The sequence below is a fragment of the Allomuricauda sp. CP2A genome, assembly GCF_001683915.1.
In the GTDB taxonomy this organism is placed as follows: domain Bacteria; phylum Bacteroidota; class Bacteroidia; order Flavobacteriales; family Flavobacteriaceae; genus Flagellimonas.
The window spans coordinates 25,146-42,107 of the sequence record NZ_LXTT01000020.1 but is presented as its reverse complement, the minus strand read 5'-3'; the positions used below and the strand labels follow the sequence as shown (position 1 = coordinate 42,107).

Genomic DNA, 16,962 nt, shown 5'->3' with positions numbered 1-16,962 from the left:
TCTTATCTTTTTTCCAATGGAACAAAGGGCCTTAGGTTTTCCCCGATATACACCTGTCGGGGTCTTCCTATGGGTTCTTTTCGCAATCGCATTTCCCTCCATTGGGCAATCCATCCGGGGAGTCTTCCCAAAGCGAACATTACGGTGAACATCTCTGTTGGAATGCCCAACGCCCTGTAAATAATTCCTGAATAGAAATCCACATTGGGGTACAATTTTCGTTTTACGAAGTAATCATCTTCCAAAGCTTCTTTTTCCAATCCTTTGGCAATGTCCAAGATAGGATCTTCAATCCCTAGGTTGCCCAACACCTCATCGGCCGATTTTTTAATGATCTTGGCCCTGGGGTCAAAGTTTTTGTAGACACGGTGTCCAAAGCCCATCAACCTGAATGGGTCATTTTTATCCTTGGCCTTGCCCATATATTTTTTGGTATCTCCACCATCAGCCTCAATAGCCTCCAGCATTTCCAAAACAGCTTGGTTGGCACCTCCGTGCAATGGTCCCCATAGGGCGGAAATACCCGCAGAAAGGGAAGCAAACAACCCTGCATGTGAAGATCCCACGATACGCACTGTTGAGGTGGAACAATTTTGTTCGTGATCGGCATGCAGGATCAACAACTTGTCCAAGGCATCAATGGCGATGGGGTCTTTTTTATACTCTTGATTGGGTTTTTTGAACATCATTTTGTGAATGTTCTCCACATAGCCCAGACTGTCATCCCCATAATCCAAGGGCAATCCTTTTTTCTTTCTTTGAGTCCATGCCACCAAAACCGGAAACTTGGCCAAAATACGTACAATGGAGGCATACATCGCTTTTTCGGAGGAAACATCAACTGAAATGGGGTTGAAGGCGACCAATGCACTGGTTAACGAGGAAAGTACGCCCATAGGGTGGGCCGCTTTTGGAAACGCGTCCAGGATCTTTTTCATTTCCTCATCCACATGGGATTCTTCCTTGATGTCATTATGGAATTTTTCCAGTTGCTCTTTATTGGGCAGCTCTCCAAAAATGAGAAGGTAGGCCACCTCCAAAAAGTCTGCTTTTTCCGCTAATTCCTCAATGGAGTATCCCCTGTACCTCAGAATTCCTTTTTCGCCATCAAGAAAGGTAATCGCACTTTCACAAGATCCCGTATTCTTGTAACCGGGATCTATCGTCACCATTCCTGTTGCGGCTCTTAATGTTTTGATATCAATCGCCAATTCATCTTCTGTACCTTTAATTACGGGGAACTCATACTGTTTTCCTCCATATTCGAGTATAGCTTTATCCGACATTTTATGTTTTAATAGATTAGTAAAAATAGAATCCGAAAATTACGAAAAAGCATAGCCATTAACAATTTCCAACTATTTTTTGTGCCGTTATTAACAATAAAATATCAATGGCTACAAAAAATGGGCTTAGGCCATATTGTACAGTACCTTATAATACTCGTCTACGGATTTTTTCCAGGTAAAGCGCATTCGTTTTGCGGCTGCCTGAATTTTTTTCCAGCTTGCTTTATCATTTTGAAAAACATCCAAGGCTTGGTCCAGCACTTCCAACATATTCTTGATTTTTTCGTCGTAGCTGTCCCCATCAAAACTAAAACCGGTCTTCATGTGTACAACGGTGTCCTTTAACCCGCCGGTATGGTGCACCAAACAGGGGTTTCCATTGCGCATGGCCAACATTTGGCTTATCCCACAGGGTTCAAATAGACTGGGCATGAAATAAAGATCGGATTCCAAATAAATGGAGTCGATGAGTTTTTCGGACTGCCCATTGGTGAAGATAAAGTTCTTGTGCTCATAACTGAGCTTTCTAAAGAGTTCCTCATACTCTGGGGCGCCGGTGCCCAATAGCATAAAAATGCCATCCACCTTTTCCAGTCGTTTCAGGATTTCCACAAATGCTTCCGGGGAACGCATGAAAAAGTAGAATTTTTGCTCGGTGAGTCGTGCCACGCTGGAGGCGATGAACTTGGGCCGATTACCCACATATTCCATGATTTTCTCTCCGGTATGGGCCAAAAAATCCGCTTTGTACTTTTTATCCTCTTGCTGTAACCATCCAAAGAGTGCTTTTACCGTATTTCTATAAATATGGCCCTTTGCTTCGGTATTGACGTTTTTATAATTGCACCCGTTCAAAATACCGAACAGCCTCCCTTCCTTATCTGCTTTCTGAAGGTCCTTTTCCAACCCTTCGCCCCCTATGAACTCCGGAGGGGAACTCGGAAGCAACACATCTTCTTTGTAGGATGGTGAGACCGTATGAACCGCATCAGCAAAACGGATTCCCACAGCCATTAGGTTGATGCAATCCTGATAGCGATAATCCATCAGCTTTTGGTAGTCCAGAGGCACCGTAGGAAACCAGTTTTTCACTGAAGAATAATTATTGTCGAAAGGACGGATTCCCTGAATGGCCAAATTATGGATGCTGTACACAAACCGAATATCCTGAAGGTTCTTGTAATCTGGGTGATACTCCCTCAAAAACAGCAACAAACTGGAATGCCAATCGTGCAAATGTACCACGTCCAATTTACCAAACGCCCCTTGTTTAATGGCCTCAGCAACAGCGGTACAAAAAATGAAATACTTGATGGCATCGGTATAGAAAGGCTCCTCTGGGTCGTTGTGATAGATGTGGGCAATATCTCCCGCCTCGATCTCTGGATGATGGAGCACATAATGCACAATGTTGGGAAATTCCTTTTTGGGCTTTACCTCATACAACTCTGCTGTGTACCGTAATCCCCGTAAATAAAAATTTAGGTTAGTCTTGAACAACCCATCTTTGTGAAGCCTGGAATAGGAAGGTACAATGACATGCACTTTGTCTCCACGTTCAGAAATTTGTCTGGGCACATCCCGCACCACATCGCCCATTCCACCTGCCTTACAATTGGCCAGGGCGTCATTTTCCGCTGCAACAAAAAGAAAGTTATTCATATAGGTAAGTGAGTTAGCTATGCTGGTTCGATGCTATAATTTAGCTAAAGTTTGTTACTGAAACAAAAAAAAGCCTTTCTCAATTGGGAAAGGCTTTTAGTATGCTAAATAATCATTATGCTTATTTTACCTTAAAGGCCTTTTCCTGAGGATAATAGGCTATACTTCCCAATTCTTCCTCAATACGCAACAATTGGTTATATTTTGCCATACGGTCACTCCGTGAAGCGGAACCGGTCTTAATTTGTCCGGTATTGAGTGCCACAGCCAAATCGGCGATGGTGTTGTCCTCGGTTTCCCCAGAACGGTGGGACATTACAGAAGTATATCCGGCGTTTTTGGCCATATTTACGGCAGCGATGGTCTCCGTTAAGGTTCCAATTTGGTTCACCTTGATCAAAATGGAGTTGGCAATTCCGTTTTCAATACCTCTGGACAAACGCTCCACGTTGGTCACGAACAAATCGTCGCCCACCAATTGGACTTTATCGCCTATCTTTTCCGTAAGGAGCTTCCATCCTTCCCAATCGTTCTCATCCATTCCATCTTCAATGGAGATGATTGGATATTTCTCGCAAAGGTCGGCCAAATATTGGGCTTGTTCCCCTGAAGTCCGAACCATTCCTTTATCGCCTTCAAACTTGGTGTAATCGTATTTGCCGTCCACGTAGAATTCAGCAGATGCGCAGTCCAAAGCGATCATCACATCATCACCCAATTTGTACCCTGCTTTTTCAACCGCTTTACCGATGGTATCCAAAGCGTCCTCGGTACCACCTTCCAAAGTAGGGGCAAAACCACCTTCATCACCTACGGCAGTGCTCAAACCACGATCGTGCAATACTTTTTTAAGGTTGTGGAAAATTTCGGTTCCCATTTGCATGGCATGGCTAAAATCTTTCGCCTTAACAGGCATTACCATAAACTCTTGGAATGCTATGGGGGCATCTGAGTGGGACCCACCATTGATAATGTTCATCATAGGTACCGGAAGGGTGTTGGCGCTAACGCCTCCCACATATCGGTACAACGGCATTCCCAATTCATTGGCAGCGGCTTTGGCCACGGCCAAGGAAACCCCCAAAATGGCATTGGCCCCCAATTTGGACTTGTTCGGTGTGCCATCCAATTCGATCATGGTCTGATCGATGGCGTTTTGATCAAAAACCGAAGTGCCTACCAATTCTTCAGCAATGACAGTATTGACATTGTTCACGGCCTTTCCTACACCTTTCCCCATGAACGAACCTCCTCCATCCCGTAATTCAACGGCCTCGTGCTCACCTGTTGAGGCTCCAGAAGGTACGGCTGCCCTTCCCAAAATTCCGTTTTCGGTAACAACATCTACCTCTACCGTAGGATTACCTCTTGAATCTAATATCTGTCTTGCATGAATATTGACAATAATGCTCATTTTACTCAATGTTTATGGTTGAAATTAATTGGGCTAAGATACAAAAGCAGACCCTTTTAACCGTATGATATAGCTCATAAAACGTGCTTGATAACCTAAAAATAAAACTATAACGTTTTAGTTCTTTCCAGTTTTGATCGCATCAAAAAACTGGTCGAAAAGATAATCGGCATCATGTGGCCCTGGACTTGCTTCTGGGTGATATTGTACCGAAAACACATCTTTATCCTTCATCTTTATCCCTGCCACCGTATGGTCGTTCAAGTGGGTATGGGTAATTTCCAATTCTGGATGGGCCTCAGTTTCTTCCTTGTTGATCGCAAATCCATGGTTTTGGGAGGTGATCTCTCCTTTTCCGGTGACCAAATTTAGGATGGGATGATTGATTCCCCTGTGGCCATTGTGCATTTTATAGGTGGAAACCCCATTGGCCAAGGCCAAGACTTGGTGTCCCAAACAGATTCCGAACAATGGTTTATTGGAAACAATCATTTTCTTGGCGGCAGTGATGGCATCGGTCAATGGTTCTGGGTCGCCAGGGCCGTTGGAAATAAAATAGCCATCTGGGTTCCATTGTTCCATTTCCTCAAAGGAGGTGTTGTATGGAAATACTTTGATGTATGCCCCTCTTTTGGCCAAGTTCCTTAGGATATTCTTTTTGATGCCAATATCCAAAGCGGATATTTTGTATGCTGCATTTTCGTCGCCATAATAATACGGCTCCTTGGTCGATACTTTTGAGGAAAGCTCCAAACCTTCCATACTGGGAACTTGTTTGAGCTCTTCCTTCAATGCATCTATCTCATCCACCCTTGTGGAAATCAAGGCGTTCATGGCTCCGTTATCCCGAATGTAACTCACCAAGGCGCGGGTATCCACATCAGAGATGGCAAACAGATTGTTATTGTTCAAAAACTCCAACAAACTCATGCTGGCATCGGGCCGGGAATACTCGTAGCTGAAATTTTTACAGATAAGACCCGCAATTTTTACTGAATCGGATTCAACTTCATCCGCATGGGCACCATAATTCCCAATGTGGGCATTGGTAGTGACCATCAATTGTCCGAAATATGAGGGGTCGGTAAAGATTTCCTGATACCCCGTCATTCCGGTATTAAAACATACTTCCCCAACGGCGGTACCTTCCTTGCCCCCTACGGCTTTTCCGTAGAAAATAGTTCCATCCGCCAATAATAACAGTGCTTTTTTCTTTTCGTGATACTTCATGAGGTGTTCCAATTTTTCAGTTTACAAAAAAACATAAAAAAAGGATAAGTTTTCACTTATCCTTTTTCCACTAATACAATAGTTAATAACATTGTTCTTATTCTTCAGAATCGTCAGTTTTGGTTTCCGCCGCTGGTGCCACAGGCTCCGCTTTCTTGCTTCCTCCCCTTCTACTTCTTCTGGTTGATTTCTTCTTAGGTTTACCAGCGTTGTATACCTCGTTGAAATCCACTAGTTCTATCATGGCCATATCGGCGTTGTCACCCAAACGGTTACCCAACTTAATGATTCGGGTATACCCTCCTGGTCTGTCCGCTACTTTCTCTGCAACGGTACCAAAAAGTTCCGTGATGGCTTCCTTGCTTCTCAAGTTACTAAAAACAATCCTTCTGTTGTGCGTACCTTTTTCGGTAGTTTGGTTGTTCTCAGTCTTGGCTTTGGTGATCAAAGGCTCAACAAACTGTTTTAAAGCTTTGGCCTTGGCCACAGTGGTATTGATCCGCTTATGCTCTATAAGGGAACATGCCATATTGGCCAGCATGGCCTTTCTGTGGGCCGCCGTTCTACCTAAGTGATTGAATTTCTTTCCGTGTCTCATCTTTCTTGTTTATCATCTTGCTACCAAATCCCGATAGCTATCGGGAGAGCAAAATATGATTATTAATCTTTATCTAACTTGTATTTGGAAAGGTCCATACCAAATTGTAGGCCTTTGTTGATGACCAACTCTTCCAACTCGGTCAATGATTTTTTACCGAAGTTCCTGAACTTCATCAAATCGTTCTTGTTGAAGGAAACCAAATCGCCCAAAGTATCCACTTCGGCTGCTTTTAGACAGTTCAATGCCCTAACGGACAAATCCATGTCTACCAATTTGGTTTTCAACAACTGACGCATGTGCAAGGATTCCTCATCATAGGTCTCGGTCTGTGCGATTTCATCAGCCTCAAGGGTGATGCGCTCATCAGAGAACAACATAAAGTGGTGGATCAACACCTTGGCTGCTTCGGTCAAGGCATCTTTGGGATGGATGGATCCATCGGTAAGGATTTCAAAAACCAATTTTTCGTAATCGGTCTTTTGCTCTACCCTAAAGTTTTCAATGCTGTATTTTACGTTCTTTACCGGAGTGTAAACAGAATCCACCGCAATGCTACCCAAAGGGGCATTGGATTTTTTGTTTTCCTCAGCGGGAACGTAACCACGTCCTTTTTCTATGATGATCTCAAGGTTGATGCTCACTTTGGGATCCATGTTGCAGATCACCAAATCTGGGTTGAGCACTTGGTACCCTGAAATGAATTTTTGGAAATCGCCAGCAGTCAACTGTTCCTTTCCGCTTACGGAAATGGAAACGGTCTCGCTTTCAACATCATCAATCTGTCTTTTAAAACGAACCTGTTTCAGGTTCAAAATGATCTCAGTTACGTCTTCAACAACGCCTGGGATAACAGAAAACTCATGTTCAACTCCATCTATGCGCACAGAAGTGATGGCAAAACCTTCCAAAGAGGAAAGTAATACCCTTCTCAGCGCATTCCCAACTGTTAATCCATAGCCAGGTTCCAAAGGGCGAAATTCAAATTTCCCTTCGAAATCTGTTGAATCTATCATTATAACTTTATCGGGCTTCTGAAAATTAAGTAATGCCATAATTGGATTAATGTTGAATTTTATTTAGAGTATAATTCGACGATCAGCTGCTCCTTGATATTCTCAGGGATCTGAAGTCTTTCTGGGACGGCAACAAATGTACCTTCTTTCTTTTCAGAGTTCCATGTGATCCACTCGTACACGCTGCTGTTGGCGGACAAGGAATCCTCAATGGATTGTACGGACTTAGATTTTTCCCTAACACCGATAACATCTCCTGCTTTTAGTGAATAGGATGGAATGTTGACAACATTGCCATTTACGGTGATATGTCGGTGCGACACCAATTGGCGCGCTCCTCTTCTTGAAGGGGAAATACCCATTCTGTAGACTACGTTGTCCAAGCGGGATTCGCACAATTGAAGCAAAATTTCACCGGTAACACCTTCTTTTCTTTTGGCTTCGGCAAAAAGGTTACGGAATTGCTTTTCCAAAATACCGTAGGTATATTTGGCTTTTTGCTTTTCCATCAACTGGATTGCGTATTCTGATTTTTTACCACGGCGTCTGTTGTTTCCGTGCTGTCCTGGAGGGTAATTTTTCTTTTCAAAGGATTTGTCGTCCCCGAAAATCGCTTCTCCAAACTTTCTAGCGATCTTTGTTTTTGGTCCTGTGTATCTTGCCATCTTCTATTAATTTGAAAGTGCGATTATGAATTAAGGCTTATCCTTCGATAATCTAACTGCACCTTCGGGTGAAGACCCTTTTGGGGCCATTAAACTATAATTGATTAAACTCTTCTTCTTTTGGGAGGTCTACAACCGTTGTGTGGAAGTGGGGTAACATCAACGATTTCGGTAACCTCAATCCCGGCATTGTGAATGGAACGGATGGCAGATTCCCTACCGTTACCTGGTCCTTTCACATAAACCTTTACTTTTCTCAATCCTGCTTCGTGGGCAACTTTGGCGCAATCCTCGGCGGCTACTTGGGCTGCGTAGGGGGTGTTCTTTTTAGAACCACGGAATCCCATTTTTCCTGCTGAGGACCAAGAGATCACATCCCCTTTTTTGTTGGTAAGGGATATAATGATGTTGTTGAAAGATGCAACAACGTGTGCCTCGCCGGTAGACTCAACGATTACCTTGCGTTTTTTTGTTGTTTTGGTACTTGCCTTTGCCATATTTTTTAGTTTCTAGTGTTAGCTCTTAGTTATTGGAATCCTAGACTTTTACATTTCAAACAGATTCTTCTAACGTCTAAATACTAATGACTATGTTCTTATTATTTCGTTGCTTTTTTCTTGTTGGCAACCGTTTTTCTTTTTCCTTTTCTGGTCCTAGAGTTGTTCTTGGTACGCTGACCTCTGAGTGGCAATCCAGCTCTGTGACGAATTCCACGGTAACAACCAATGTCCATCAAACGTTTGATGTTCAATTGGGTCTCTGAACGAAGCTCACCCTCAATGGTGTACTCGGAAACGGCTTCCCTGATCTTCCCGATTTCATCATCGTTCCAATCAGACACCTTGGTGTCCTCACTTACTTGGGCCTTAGCCAAAATCTCTTGGGCCCTACTTTTACCTATACCATAAATGTAGGTAAGTGAAATAACGCCTCGCTTTTGTTTAGGTATGTCAACCCCTGCAATTCTTGCCATAATTACCCTTGTCTTTGTTTAAATCTAGGATTCTTTTTGTTGATTACGTACAATCTGCCCTTTCTGCGAACAATCTTGCAGTCGGCACTTCTCTTCTTTATTGATGCTCTTACTTTCATGTAACTAGTATCTATAAGTAATTCTTGCTTTTGTTAAATCGTATGGACTCATTTCCAACTTTACTTTATCCCCGGGAAGCAACTTAATGTAATGCATTCTCATTTTCCCAGATATATGTGCGGTAACAACGTGTCCATTCTCCAATTCTACCCTGAACATTGCATTGGACAATGCTTCAATAATAGTCCCGTCTTGTTCTATTGCTGGTTGCTTTGCCATATGTTATGCTACTTTTCTGTTTTTTCCGGTCTTCATAAGGCCATCATAGTGCCTGTTAAGCAAATATGAATTTACTTGCTGTACAGTATCTATCGCCACACCTACCATAATCAATAGTGATGTTCCTCCATAGAACAACGCCCATCCGGCCTGTACATCCATCAACTTTACCACAACGGCTGGCAAAACTGCCAACAAGGCCAAGAAAACTGATCCAGGTAACGTTATCAAAGACATGATCTTATCCAAATAATCACCTGTTTCTTTTCCAGGGCGGATACCGGGAATAAACCCTCCACTTCTTTTGAGATCATCGGCCATCTTATTGGTAGGCACGGTAATCGCGGTGTAGAAATAGGTGAAAATGATGATCAATATGCCAAATAGGATGTTGTATGCCAATCCAAAAATATCGGCAAACTGTACTTCCATCCATTGTCCAACTGCTGTATCGTTAAAGGTTCTACCCAACAAACCAGGGGCAAACATGATCGCTTGTGCAAAAATGATGGGCATAACACCGGAAGCATTCAGTTTCAATGGAATGTACTGTCGGGCTCCCATAATATTTTTCTCATAACCACCAGAAGCTGTTCTTCTTGCATATTGTACGGGTATCTGCCTTACGGCCATCACCAAAAGTACACTGGCCAAAATCACCAAGAACCATATGATCACCTCGATCAACATGAACATGATACCTCCGGTATTGTTGGTGGTCCTGGAAACGAATTCCTGAACAAAGGATTGAGGCATGGTGGCAATGATACCCACCATGATCAACAACGAAATACCGTTTCCGATACCTTTGTCTGTTATTTTTTCACCCAACCACATGGCAAACACACATCCGGTCACCAGTATAATAACCGCTGGCACGATGAAATCCAAACCTTTGCCCAATACAAAGGCGCTATCTGGAACACCAAGTGCACTCAGACCATACAAATAAGCAGGTGCCTGAACAATACAGATACCTATGGTCAACCATCGGGTAATCTGATTGATGGTCTTTCTGCCACTTTCTCCTTCTTTTTGCAGTTTTTGAAGATATGGAATGGCTATTCCCATCAACTGAACCACAATGGAGGCGGAGATATAGGGCATAATTCCCAATGCAAATACGGATGCATTGGCGAAAGCACCTCCTGTGAAAGCATTAAGAATTCCCAAAATACCCGAATCGGTACTTGAAGCCAACTGGGTCAATTGGGTAGTATCTATACCTGGAAGTACAATACGGGTACCAAAACGATATACCAAAAGCAACCCAAGGGTCAAGATGATACGCTGTCTCAGCTCATCGATTTTCCAGATATTTGATATGGTCTCTATAAATTTCTTCATGCTATAACTATTCCTTATAAACTTATTGCCTCACCTCCAGCGGCCTCAATGGCAGCTTTAGCGGAAGCCGTAAATTTATGTACAGACACTTTTAGGCCGGCTTTCAATTCGCCATCACCCAAAATCTTTACCAAATCATTTTTGTGGGCCAATCCGTTTTCAACAAGGATGTCCAAAGTAACTTCTTTTTTGATGACACCGTTGTCTACCAACTCTTGCAATCTGCCCAAGTTGATACCTTTATATTCCTTTCTGTTGATGTTTGTGAAACCAAACTTGGGAACACGTCTTTGCAAAGGCATCTGACCACCTTCAAAACCAATTTTTTTGGAATATCCAGATCTAGACTTGGCTCCTTTATGTCCACGGGTAGCGGTTCCTCCCTTTCCAGAGCCTTCTCCTCTACCTACACGTTTTCCTTCTTTGTGCACAGCGCCTTTCGCTGGTTTTAGATTATGTAAATCCATGTGCCGTTATATTTTAAGCTTCCTCTGTGGAAACCAAGTGTTTTACCTTATTTACCATTCCAAGGATATTGGGAGTTGCATCATGCTCAACAACCTGCCCGATCTTGCGCAACCCTAGAGCCTCCAAAGTTCTTTTTTGGTTCTGTGGCTTTTTGATGGCGCTCTTTACCTGTGTTACTTTAATCTTTGACATAATATCCTCTATTTATCCTTTAAAGACTTTTTCCAAAGAAATACCTCTTTGTTGGGCAACGGTATCTGCGCTTCTCAATTGCAACAGGGCATCAAAAGTTGCTTTTACCACATTGTGTGGGTTGGAAGAACCTTGTGATTTGGACAATACATCCTGAACCCCTACAGCTTCCAATACCGCCCTTACGGCACCACCGGCAATAACCCCGGTACCATGGGATGCGGGTTTAACATAAACCCTGGCACCACCGTACTTCCCTTTTTGCTCATGGGGAAGTGTTGCCTTGTTCAAAGGGATACGAACCAAGTTTTTCTTGGCATCCTCGATAGCTTTTGCAATTGCGGTAGCTACTTCTTTGGATTTTCCCAAACCATGTCCAACAACACCATTCTCATCACCAACAACAACTATTGCTGAAAAACCAAAGGCTCTACCCCCTTTGGTTACCTTGGTAACCCTTTGCACTCCAACCAAACGGTCTTTCAACTCCAGTCCCCCTGGCTTAACTATCTCTACGTTTTTGTATTTCTGGTACATAGTCTTATTAGAATTTTAGTCCTGCTTCCCTTGCTCCTTCAGCCAATGATTTAACTCTTCCGTGATAAAGGTTTCCACCTCTGTCAAAAGCCACGGCCTCTACACCAAGCTTAAGGGCCTTTTCTGCTATGGCCTTGCCCACTGCAGTGGCGACTTCAGATTTGGTTCCTTTGGCATCCACATCCTTATCTTTGGATGAGGCAGAAGCCAAGGTAACGCCTTTGTTGTCGTCGATTAACTGGGCATAAATTTCTTTATTGCTTCTGAAGACGGACAATCTTGGTCTAGCTTCAGTTCCGAAGGATACTTTGCGTATTCTTCTTCGGATGCGTTGTTTTCTTTCAGTCTTAGATAATCCCATAGTCTTAATTATTAAGCTGATTTACCTGCTTTTCTTCTTAATTGCTCACCAACGAACTTGATACCTTTTCCTTTGTAAGGTTCTGGCTTACGGAAACCTCTGATCTTGGCAGCCACTTGACCCACCAATTGTTTGTCGTGAGATGTTAGTTTTACAATAGGGTTCTTCCCTTTTTCGGAAACTGTCTCAATTTTCACCTCTGGAGCAATGTCCATTACGATGTTATGAGAGAATCCTAGGGCCAAATCCAATTTCTGTCCTTGGTTGCTGGCTCTGTATCCAACTCCTACCAACTCCAATTCCTTGGTCCATCCTTGGGATACACCTTTTAACATATTGGAAAAAAGGGCACGGTACAAACCGTGTCTTGCTTTATGTTCTTTGGAGTCAGAGGGTCTTCTCACCAAAACGTTTCCTTCTTCAACCTTTACCTCAACTCCTGAAAATTCTTGGGAAAGTTCTCCCAATTTACCTTTTACGGTAACCAAGGCATCTTTAACCTCTACAGTTACTCCCTCAGGGATTGCGATTGGATTGTTACCTATTCTTGACATTTTTCTTCTCTTTTCTCAATTAATATACGTAGCACAATACTTCACCACCTACATTGTCTTGCTTGGCCTGTTTGCTGGTCATCACTCCGTGTGAAGTGGACACAATGGCAATTCCCAAACCGTTCAAGACCCTTGGCAAGTCTCCAGAACCGGAATACTTACGTAGTCCGGGCTTACTTACCCGTACTAGTTTCTTAATGATGGGTTCCTTGGTAGACTTATCGTACTTAAGGGCTATTTTAATATTCCCCTGTACTTTGTCGTCCTCGAACTTATAACTCAAAATATAGCCTTGATCGAACAATATTTTGGTAATCTGTCTCTTTAGATTTGAACCAGGGATATCCACTACCCTATGACCTGCCTTGCTGGCATTCCTTATTCTGGTCAAATAATCTGAAATTGGATCTGTAAGCATTTCTTTTCTATATCTAAATTACCAACTTGCCTTTTTAACTCCTGGAATCAAGCCCTTGTTGGCCATTTCCCTGAACATCACCCTAGAGATACCGAAGGTTCTCATGTACCCTCTTGGTCTTCCGGTCAATTTGCAACGGTTTCGCATACGCACAGGAGATGCATTCTTGGGCAGCTTTTGCAAGGCTTCATAATCACCTGCCTCTTTTAGAGCTTTTCTCTTTTCGGCATATTTTGCAACCATTTTTGCCCTTTTTCTCTCACGGGCTTTCATTGATTCCTTGGCCATACTAATTCTTTTTAAAGGGTACTCCCAATTCGGTTAACAACGATTTTGCTTCTTTATCAGTTTCAGCGGAAGTCACAAATGTAATGTCCATTCCGTTGATCCTGTTGATTCTGTCAATATTGATTTCTGGAAAGATGATCTGCTCGGTCACACCCAAGTTGTAGTTTCCCCTACCGTCAAAACCGGTGGCTTTTACACCTTGAAAATCACGGACCCTTGGAAGGGCACTGGTTATCAATCTGTCCAAAAACTCATACATGCGCTCTCCTCTCAGGGTCACTTTTGCCCCGATCGGCATTCCTTTTCTCAATTTAAAGGATGCAACATCCTTTTTGGAAAGGGTGGCCACTGCTTTTTGACCTGTAATGTTGGTCAATTCGTCCACTGCATGATCAATAAGCTTCTTGTCCGATACTGCAGCTCCAACTCCACGGCTCACTACTATCTTTTGCAATTTGGGAACCTGCATTACGTTCTTGTAACCAAACTCGTCGGTCAGCGCCTTGATCACGCGCTCCTTATATTCTTGTTTTAATCTTGGAATATAGCTCATGACTAAATTACTTCATTGGATTTTTTGGAAACCCTAACTTTCTTTCCATCGCGTACTTCGTAACCTACTCGGGTTGCATCACCAGATTTAGGATCGATCAACGATAGGTTTGAAATATGGATAGGAGCTTCCTTTCTTGTTATGCCTCCTTGAGGGTTTTGAGCACTGGGCTTTTCGTGTTTGGACACCTCATTGATGCCTTCCACGATGGCCTTGTTCTTTTCACGGTCTACACGAAGCACTTTGCCTTCGCTGCCCTTGTGGTCTCCCGCAATGACTCTTACCGTATCCCCTGTTTTTATTTTCAACTTCATCTCTCTGATATGTCTTTTACAGCACTTCGGGTGCCAATGAAACAATCTTCATGAACTGTCTGTCCCTGAGCTCTCTGGCAACCGGTCCAAAAACACGGGTTCCCCTCATCTCTCCGGTTGGGTTCAACAATACACAGGCATTGTCGTCAAAACGGATGTAAGAGCCATCTGGTCTTCTTACTTCCTTCTTGGTACGAACAACAACTGCCGTTGACACAGAACCTTTTTTTACAGTACCGTTTGGAGTAGCTTCTTTAACGGTAACAACAATTTTGTCACCCAAGGAAGCGTATCTTCTTTTTGTTCCTCCCAAAACGCGGATGGTCAAAACTTCCTTTGCACCAGTATTGTCCGCAACCTTTAATCTTGATTCTTGCTGTACCATAATTATTTAGCTCTTTCAAGGATTTCAACCAACCTCCAGCATTTTGTTTTGCTCAAGGGACGGGTTTCCATTATTTTGACGGTATCACCTTCGTTGCAATCGTTCTTTTCGTCATGGGCAACATATTTCTTGGTCTTCAAAACGAACTTCCCGTACATGGGGTGCTTCACTCGTTTTACCTCAGAAACCACAATAGATTTCTCCATTTTGTTGCTGGTAACAACGCCTATTCTTTCTTTTCTTAAATTTCTGTTTTCCATAAGGCAGAACCAATTATTGTAATTCCCTTTTAGTTAATTCTGTTGCAAGTCTTGCCACCGTCCTTCTCGTCTTTCTGATCTGTAAAGGATTTTCCAAAGGAGTAACGGCATGTGCCATTTTAAGATCGGCGTGCTGTTTTTTGAACTCGGCCAATCGCTCCTTGATCTCTTCAATTGAAAGTTCTTTTATTTCTGATTGTCTCATCTTTCTTCTCAATTAAAAATTAAGCGGAATAATCCCTTGCTACGATAAACTTGGTCTTTACCGGTAATTTTTGAGCCGCTAGTCTCAAAGCTTCCTTGGCAACATCCATGGGTACACCACCGACTTCGAACATGATTCTTCCCGGTTTTACAACGGCAACCCAGTATTCTGGAGCACCTTTACCTTTACCCATACGAACCTCAAGAGGTTTTTTGGTGATGGGCTTGTCCGGGAAAATCTTGATCCACAATTGACCCTGTCTCTTCATGTATCTTGTCGCAGCAATACGCGCAGCCTCTATCTGACGGGAGGTAATGAAGTGCGAATCCAAGGACTTGATACCGAACATTCCATTGGAAAGTTGGTGCCCTCTTTGCGAGATTCCTTTCATACGCCCCTTCTGGGCTTTACGAAATTTTGTTCTTTTTGGCTGTAACATCTTACCTTACTTTATCTTATTACTTTCTACGGCGTGGCTTTTTACCACCATCTTGTTTACCGCCTTTTCCTTGACTCTTGCTCAATCCTACCAATGGGGAAAGTTCTCTTTTTCCATAAACCTCACCCTTCATGATCCATACCTTGATTCCCAATCTACCATAGGTAGTGTGGGCTTCGTGCAAGGCATAATCCACATCGGCTCGGAAGGTGGACAATGGAATCCTTCCTTCTTTGTAGGACTCGGAACGTGCCATTTCAGCTCCGTTCAAACGTCCAGAAATCTGGATCTTGATTCCCTCAGCATTCATACGCATTGCGGCTGCAATGGCCATTTTAATGGCTCTACGGTATGAAATCCTGCTCTCGATCTGTCGAGCTACACTGGCTGCCACCAAATTGGCATCCAACTCAGGTCTCTTGATTTCATGAATATTGATCTGAACTTCCTTGTTGGTGATTTTCTTAAGCTCTTCCTTAAGTTTATCTACCTCTTGACCTCCCTTACCAATGATAATACCAGGCCTTGCGGTGGTAATGGTAATGGTGATCAATTTCAAGGTACGTTCTATAATCACCCGTGATACACTGGCCTTGGCCAAACGTGCATGCACGTACTTTCTTATTTTATCATCCTCAGCCAGCTTATCGCCGTAATCGTTTCCTCCGTACCAGTTGGATTCCCATCCTCTGATAATTCCCAAGCGATTTCCTATTGGATTGGTCTTTTGTCCCATATTATATCTTCTAGCTTTGAACGTTGTTATTGGCAGCTTCCACGATCATGGTCACATGATTGGAACGCTTTCTGATTCTGTGAGCCCTACCTTGTGGAGCTGGTCTCAATCGCTTCAACATGGTTCCTCCGTCAACACGGATTTCCTTGATGTAAAGATCGGCTTCCTCAATATTGGCCTCCTCATTCTTGGCTTCCCAATTGGCGATAGCGGAAAGCAAAAGCTTTTCCATCTTTCTTGAGGCTTCCTTTTGGTTGAACTTCAAAATAGCCAATGCCATTTCTACTTGTTTTCCCCTTACCAGGTCAGCCACCAAACGCATCTTTCTTGGAGACGTTGGGCAATTGTTCAGCTTTGCAATAGCAAGTTGCTTTTTCTCTTCCTTTAACCTTTCGGCCATTTGTCTTTTACGAACTCCCATAGCTTACTTACTTTTTACCTTTGTTTTTAGCTCCCGCATGACCCCTAAAAGATCGTGTAGGTGAAAATTCTCCAAGTTTGTGACCTACCATGTTCTCGGTTACATAAACAGGAACAAATTGTCTCCCATTGTGTACCGCGATGGTCTGTCCCACAAAATCCGGGGTTATCATTGAGGCCCTGGACCATGTCTTGATAACCGATTTTTTTCCTGATTCTATATTGGCTTGGACTTTTTTCTCCAAACTATAATGAACGTATGGTCCTTTTTTTAACGAACGTGCCATTTACTTTTTCTT

General features: G+C 43.0%; 28 protein-coding genes. All 28 read right to left on the bottom strand.

Annotated elements, in window-relative coordinates:
* Positions 1-2: 2 nt before the first annotated feature.
* Entirely contained in the window at positions 3-1,286 is a 1,284-nt protein-coding gene (locus tag A7D14_RS01815; RefSeq protein ID WP_067029318.1) for a citrate synthase, read from the bottom strand.
* 126 nt (positions 1,287-1,412) lie between these two features.
* Positions 1,413-2,951, bottom strand: a complete 1,539-nt coding sequence (locus A7D14_RS01810) for a glycogen synthase (protein ID WP_067029316.1) — start codon at positions 2,949-2,951, stop codon at positions 1,413-1,415.
* A gap of 121 nt (positions 2,952-3,072) precedes the next feature.
* Positions 3,073-4,365 carry a phosphopyruvate hydratase gene (gene eno / locus A7D14_RS01805; protein ID WP_067029314.1) on the bottom strand — a complete coding sequence of 431 codons (1,293 nt, stop codon included), beginning with the start codon at positions 4,363-4,365 and terminating at the stop codon, positions 3,073-3,075.
* A gap of 117 nt (positions 4,366-4,482) precedes the next feature.
* Entirely contained in the window at positions 4,483-5,595 is a 1,113-nt protein-coding gene (carA, locus tag A7D14_RS01800; RefSeq protein ID WP_067029312.1) for a glutamine-hydrolyzing carbamoyl-phosphate synthase small subunit, read from the bottom strand.
* A 97-nt stretch (positions 5,596-5,692) separates the two neighbouring features.
* Positions 5,693-6,193 carry a 50S ribosomal protein L17 gene (rplQ, locus tag A7D14_RS01795; protein ID WP_067029310.1) on the bottom strand — a complete coding sequence of 167 codons (501 nt, stop codon included), beginning with the start codon at positions 6,191-6,193 and terminating at the stop codon, positions 5,693-5,695.
* 62 nt (positions 6,194-6,255) lie between these two features.
* On the bottom strand, positions 6,256-7,248 hold the full coding sequence (locus A7D14_RS01790; RefSeq protein ID WP_067029307.1) for a DNA-directed RNA polymerase subunit alpha: 993 nt from the start codon (positions 7,246-7,248) through the stop codon (positions 6,256-6,258).
* Between the two features lie 20 nt (positions 7,249-7,268).
* Entirely contained in the window at positions 7,269-7,874 is a 606-nt protein-coding gene (gene rpsD / locus A7D14_RS01785) for a 30S ribosomal protein S4 (protein ID WP_067029305.1), read from the bottom strand.
* A 104-nt stretch (positions 7,875-7,978) separates the two neighbouring features.
* On the bottom strand, positions 7,979-8,371 hold the full coding sequence (rpsK, locus tag A7D14_RS01780) for a 30S ribosomal protein S11 (RefSeq protein WP_067029303.1): 393 nt from the start codon (positions 8,369-8,371) through the stop codon (positions 7,979-7,981).
* Between the two features lie 101 nt (positions 8,372-8,472).
* Complete coding sequence (rpsM, locus tag A7D14_RS01775; protein ID WP_036379807.1) at positions 8,473-8,847, bottom strand: 30S ribosomal protein S13; 375 nt, start codon at positions 8,845-8,847, stop codon at positions 8,473-8,475.
* 2 nt (positions 8,848-8,849) lie between these two features.
* A complete protein-coding gene (gene ykgO, locus A7D14_RS19585; RefSeq protein ID WP_010519235.1) occupies positions 8,850-8,966 on the bottom strand; it encodes a type B 50S ribosomal protein L36 in 117 nt (38 codons plus the stop codon).
* A 4-nt stretch (positions 8,967-8,970) separates the two neighbouring features.
* Complete coding sequence (gene infA / locus A7D14_RS01770; protein ID WP_014031991.1) at positions 8,971-9,186, bottom strand: translation initiation factor IF-1; 216 nt, start codon at positions 9,184-9,186, stop codon at positions 8,971-8,973.
* A 3-nt stretch (positions 9,187-9,189) separates the two neighbouring features.
* On the bottom strand, positions 9,190-10,533 hold the full coding sequence (secY, locus tag A7D14_RS01765; RefSeq protein ID WP_067029301.1) for a preprotein translocase subunit SecY: 1,344 nt from the start codon (positions 10,531-10,533) through the stop codon (positions 9,190-9,192).
* 14 nt (positions 10,534-10,547) lie between these two features.
* A complete protein-coding gene (rplO, locus tag A7D14_RS01760; protein WP_067029299.1) occupies positions 10,548-11,000 on the bottom strand; it encodes a 50S ribosomal protein L15 in 453 nt (150 codons plus the stop codon).
* Between the two features lie 13 nt (positions 11,001-11,013).
* Positions 11,014-11,193 carry a 50S ribosomal protein L30 gene (gene rpmD, locus A7D14_RS01755; RefSeq protein ID WP_067029297.1) on the bottom strand — a complete coding sequence of 60 codons (180 nt, stop codon included), beginning with the start codon at positions 11,191-11,193 and terminating at the stop codon, positions 11,014-11,016.
* A 12-nt stretch (positions 11,194-11,205) separates the two neighbouring features.
* A complete protein-coding gene (gene rpsE, locus A7D14_RS01750; RefSeq protein WP_067029295.1) occupies positions 11,206-11,730 on the bottom strand; it encodes a 30S ribosomal protein S5 in 525 nt (174 codons plus the stop codon).
* A gap of 7 nt (positions 11,731-11,737) precedes the next feature.
* Positions 11,738-12,091 carry a 50S ribosomal protein L18 gene (rplR, locus tag A7D14_RS01745; protein ID WP_067029292.1) on the bottom strand — a complete coding sequence of 118 codons (354 nt, stop codon included), beginning with the start codon at positions 12,089-12,091 and terminating at the stop codon, positions 11,738-11,740.
* A gap of 11 nt (positions 12,092-12,102) precedes the next feature.
* Positions 12,103-12,645, bottom strand: coding sequence for a 50S ribosomal protein L6 (gene rplF / locus A7D14_RS01740; RefSeq protein WP_067029290.1), 543 nt, complete (start codon positions 12,643-12,645; stop codon positions 12,103-12,105).
* A 19-nt stretch (positions 12,646-12,664) separates the two neighbouring features.
* Positions 12,665-13,063, bottom strand: coding sequence for a 30S ribosomal protein S8 (gene rpsH / locus A7D14_RS01735; protein ID WP_067029288.1), 399 nt, complete (start codon positions 13,061-13,063; stop codon positions 12,665-12,667).
* A gap of 18 nt (positions 13,064-13,081) precedes the next feature.
* Positions 13,082-13,351 (bottom strand): 30S ribosomal protein S14, encoded by a 270-nt coding sequence (gene rpsN / locus A7D14_RS01730; protein WP_045801185.1) that lies wholly within the window; start codon positions 13,349-13,351, stop codon positions 13,082-13,084.
* A gap of 1 nt (position 13,352) precedes the next feature.
* The gene (gene rplE, locus A7D14_RS01725; protein WP_067029286.1) at positions 13,353-13,904 is read right to left on the bottom strand and encodes a 50S ribosomal protein L5; all 552 of its coding nucleotides are present in this window, start codon (positions 13,902-13,904) and stop codon (positions 13,353-13,355) included.
* 2 nt (positions 13,905-13,906) lie between these two features.
* Positions 13,907-14,218 (bottom strand): 50S ribosomal protein L24, encoded by a 312-nt coding sequence (gene rplX / locus A7D14_RS01720; protein ID WP_067029284.1) that lies wholly within the window; start codon positions 14,216-14,218, stop codon positions 13,907-13,909.
* Between the two features lie 16 nt (positions 14,219-14,234).
* Positions 14,235-14,603, bottom strand: coding sequence for a 50S ribosomal protein L14 (rplN, locus tag A7D14_RS01715; RefSeq protein WP_036379836.1), 369 nt, complete (start codon positions 14,601-14,603; stop codon positions 14,235-14,237).
* Positions 14,604-14,605: 2 nt separating this feature from the next.
* Complete coding sequence (gene rpsQ, locus A7D14_RS01710) at positions 14,606-14,863, bottom strand: 30S ribosomal protein S17 (protein WP_014032003.1); 258 nt, start codon at positions 14,861-14,863, stop codon at positions 14,606-14,608.
* Positions 14,864-14,876: 13 nt separating this feature from the next.
* Entirely contained in the window at positions 14,877-15,068 is a 192-nt protein-coding gene (gene rpmC, locus A7D14_RS01705; RefSeq protein ID WP_067029282.1) for a 50S ribosomal protein L29, read from the bottom strand.
* Between the two features lie 19 nt (positions 15,069-15,087).
* Positions 15,088-15,507, bottom strand: coding sequence for a 50S ribosomal protein L16 (gene rplP, locus A7D14_RS01700; RefSeq protein ID WP_067029280.1), 420 nt, complete (start codon positions 15,505-15,507; stop codon positions 15,088-15,090).
* 19 nt (positions 15,508-15,526) lie between these two features.
* On the bottom strand, positions 15,527-16,243 hold the full coding sequence (gene rpsC, locus A7D14_RS01695) for a 30S ribosomal protein S3 (RefSeq protein WP_036379843.1): 717 nt from the start codon (positions 16,241-16,243) through the stop codon (positions 15,527-15,529).
* 10 nt (positions 16,244-16,253) lie between these two features.
* Complete coding sequence (gene rplV / locus A7D14_RS01690) at positions 16,254-16,664, bottom strand: 50S ribosomal protein L22 (RefSeq protein ID WP_067029278.1); 411 nt, start codon at positions 16,662-16,664, stop codon at positions 16,254-16,256.
* Between the two features lie 7 nt (positions 16,665-16,671).
* A complete protein-coding gene (rpsS, locus tag A7D14_RS01685) occupies positions 16,672-16,950 on the bottom strand; it encodes a 30S ribosomal protein S19 (RefSeq protein ID WP_067029276.1) in 279 nt (92 codons plus the stop codon).
* Positions 16,951-16,962 lie beyond the last annotated feature (12 nt).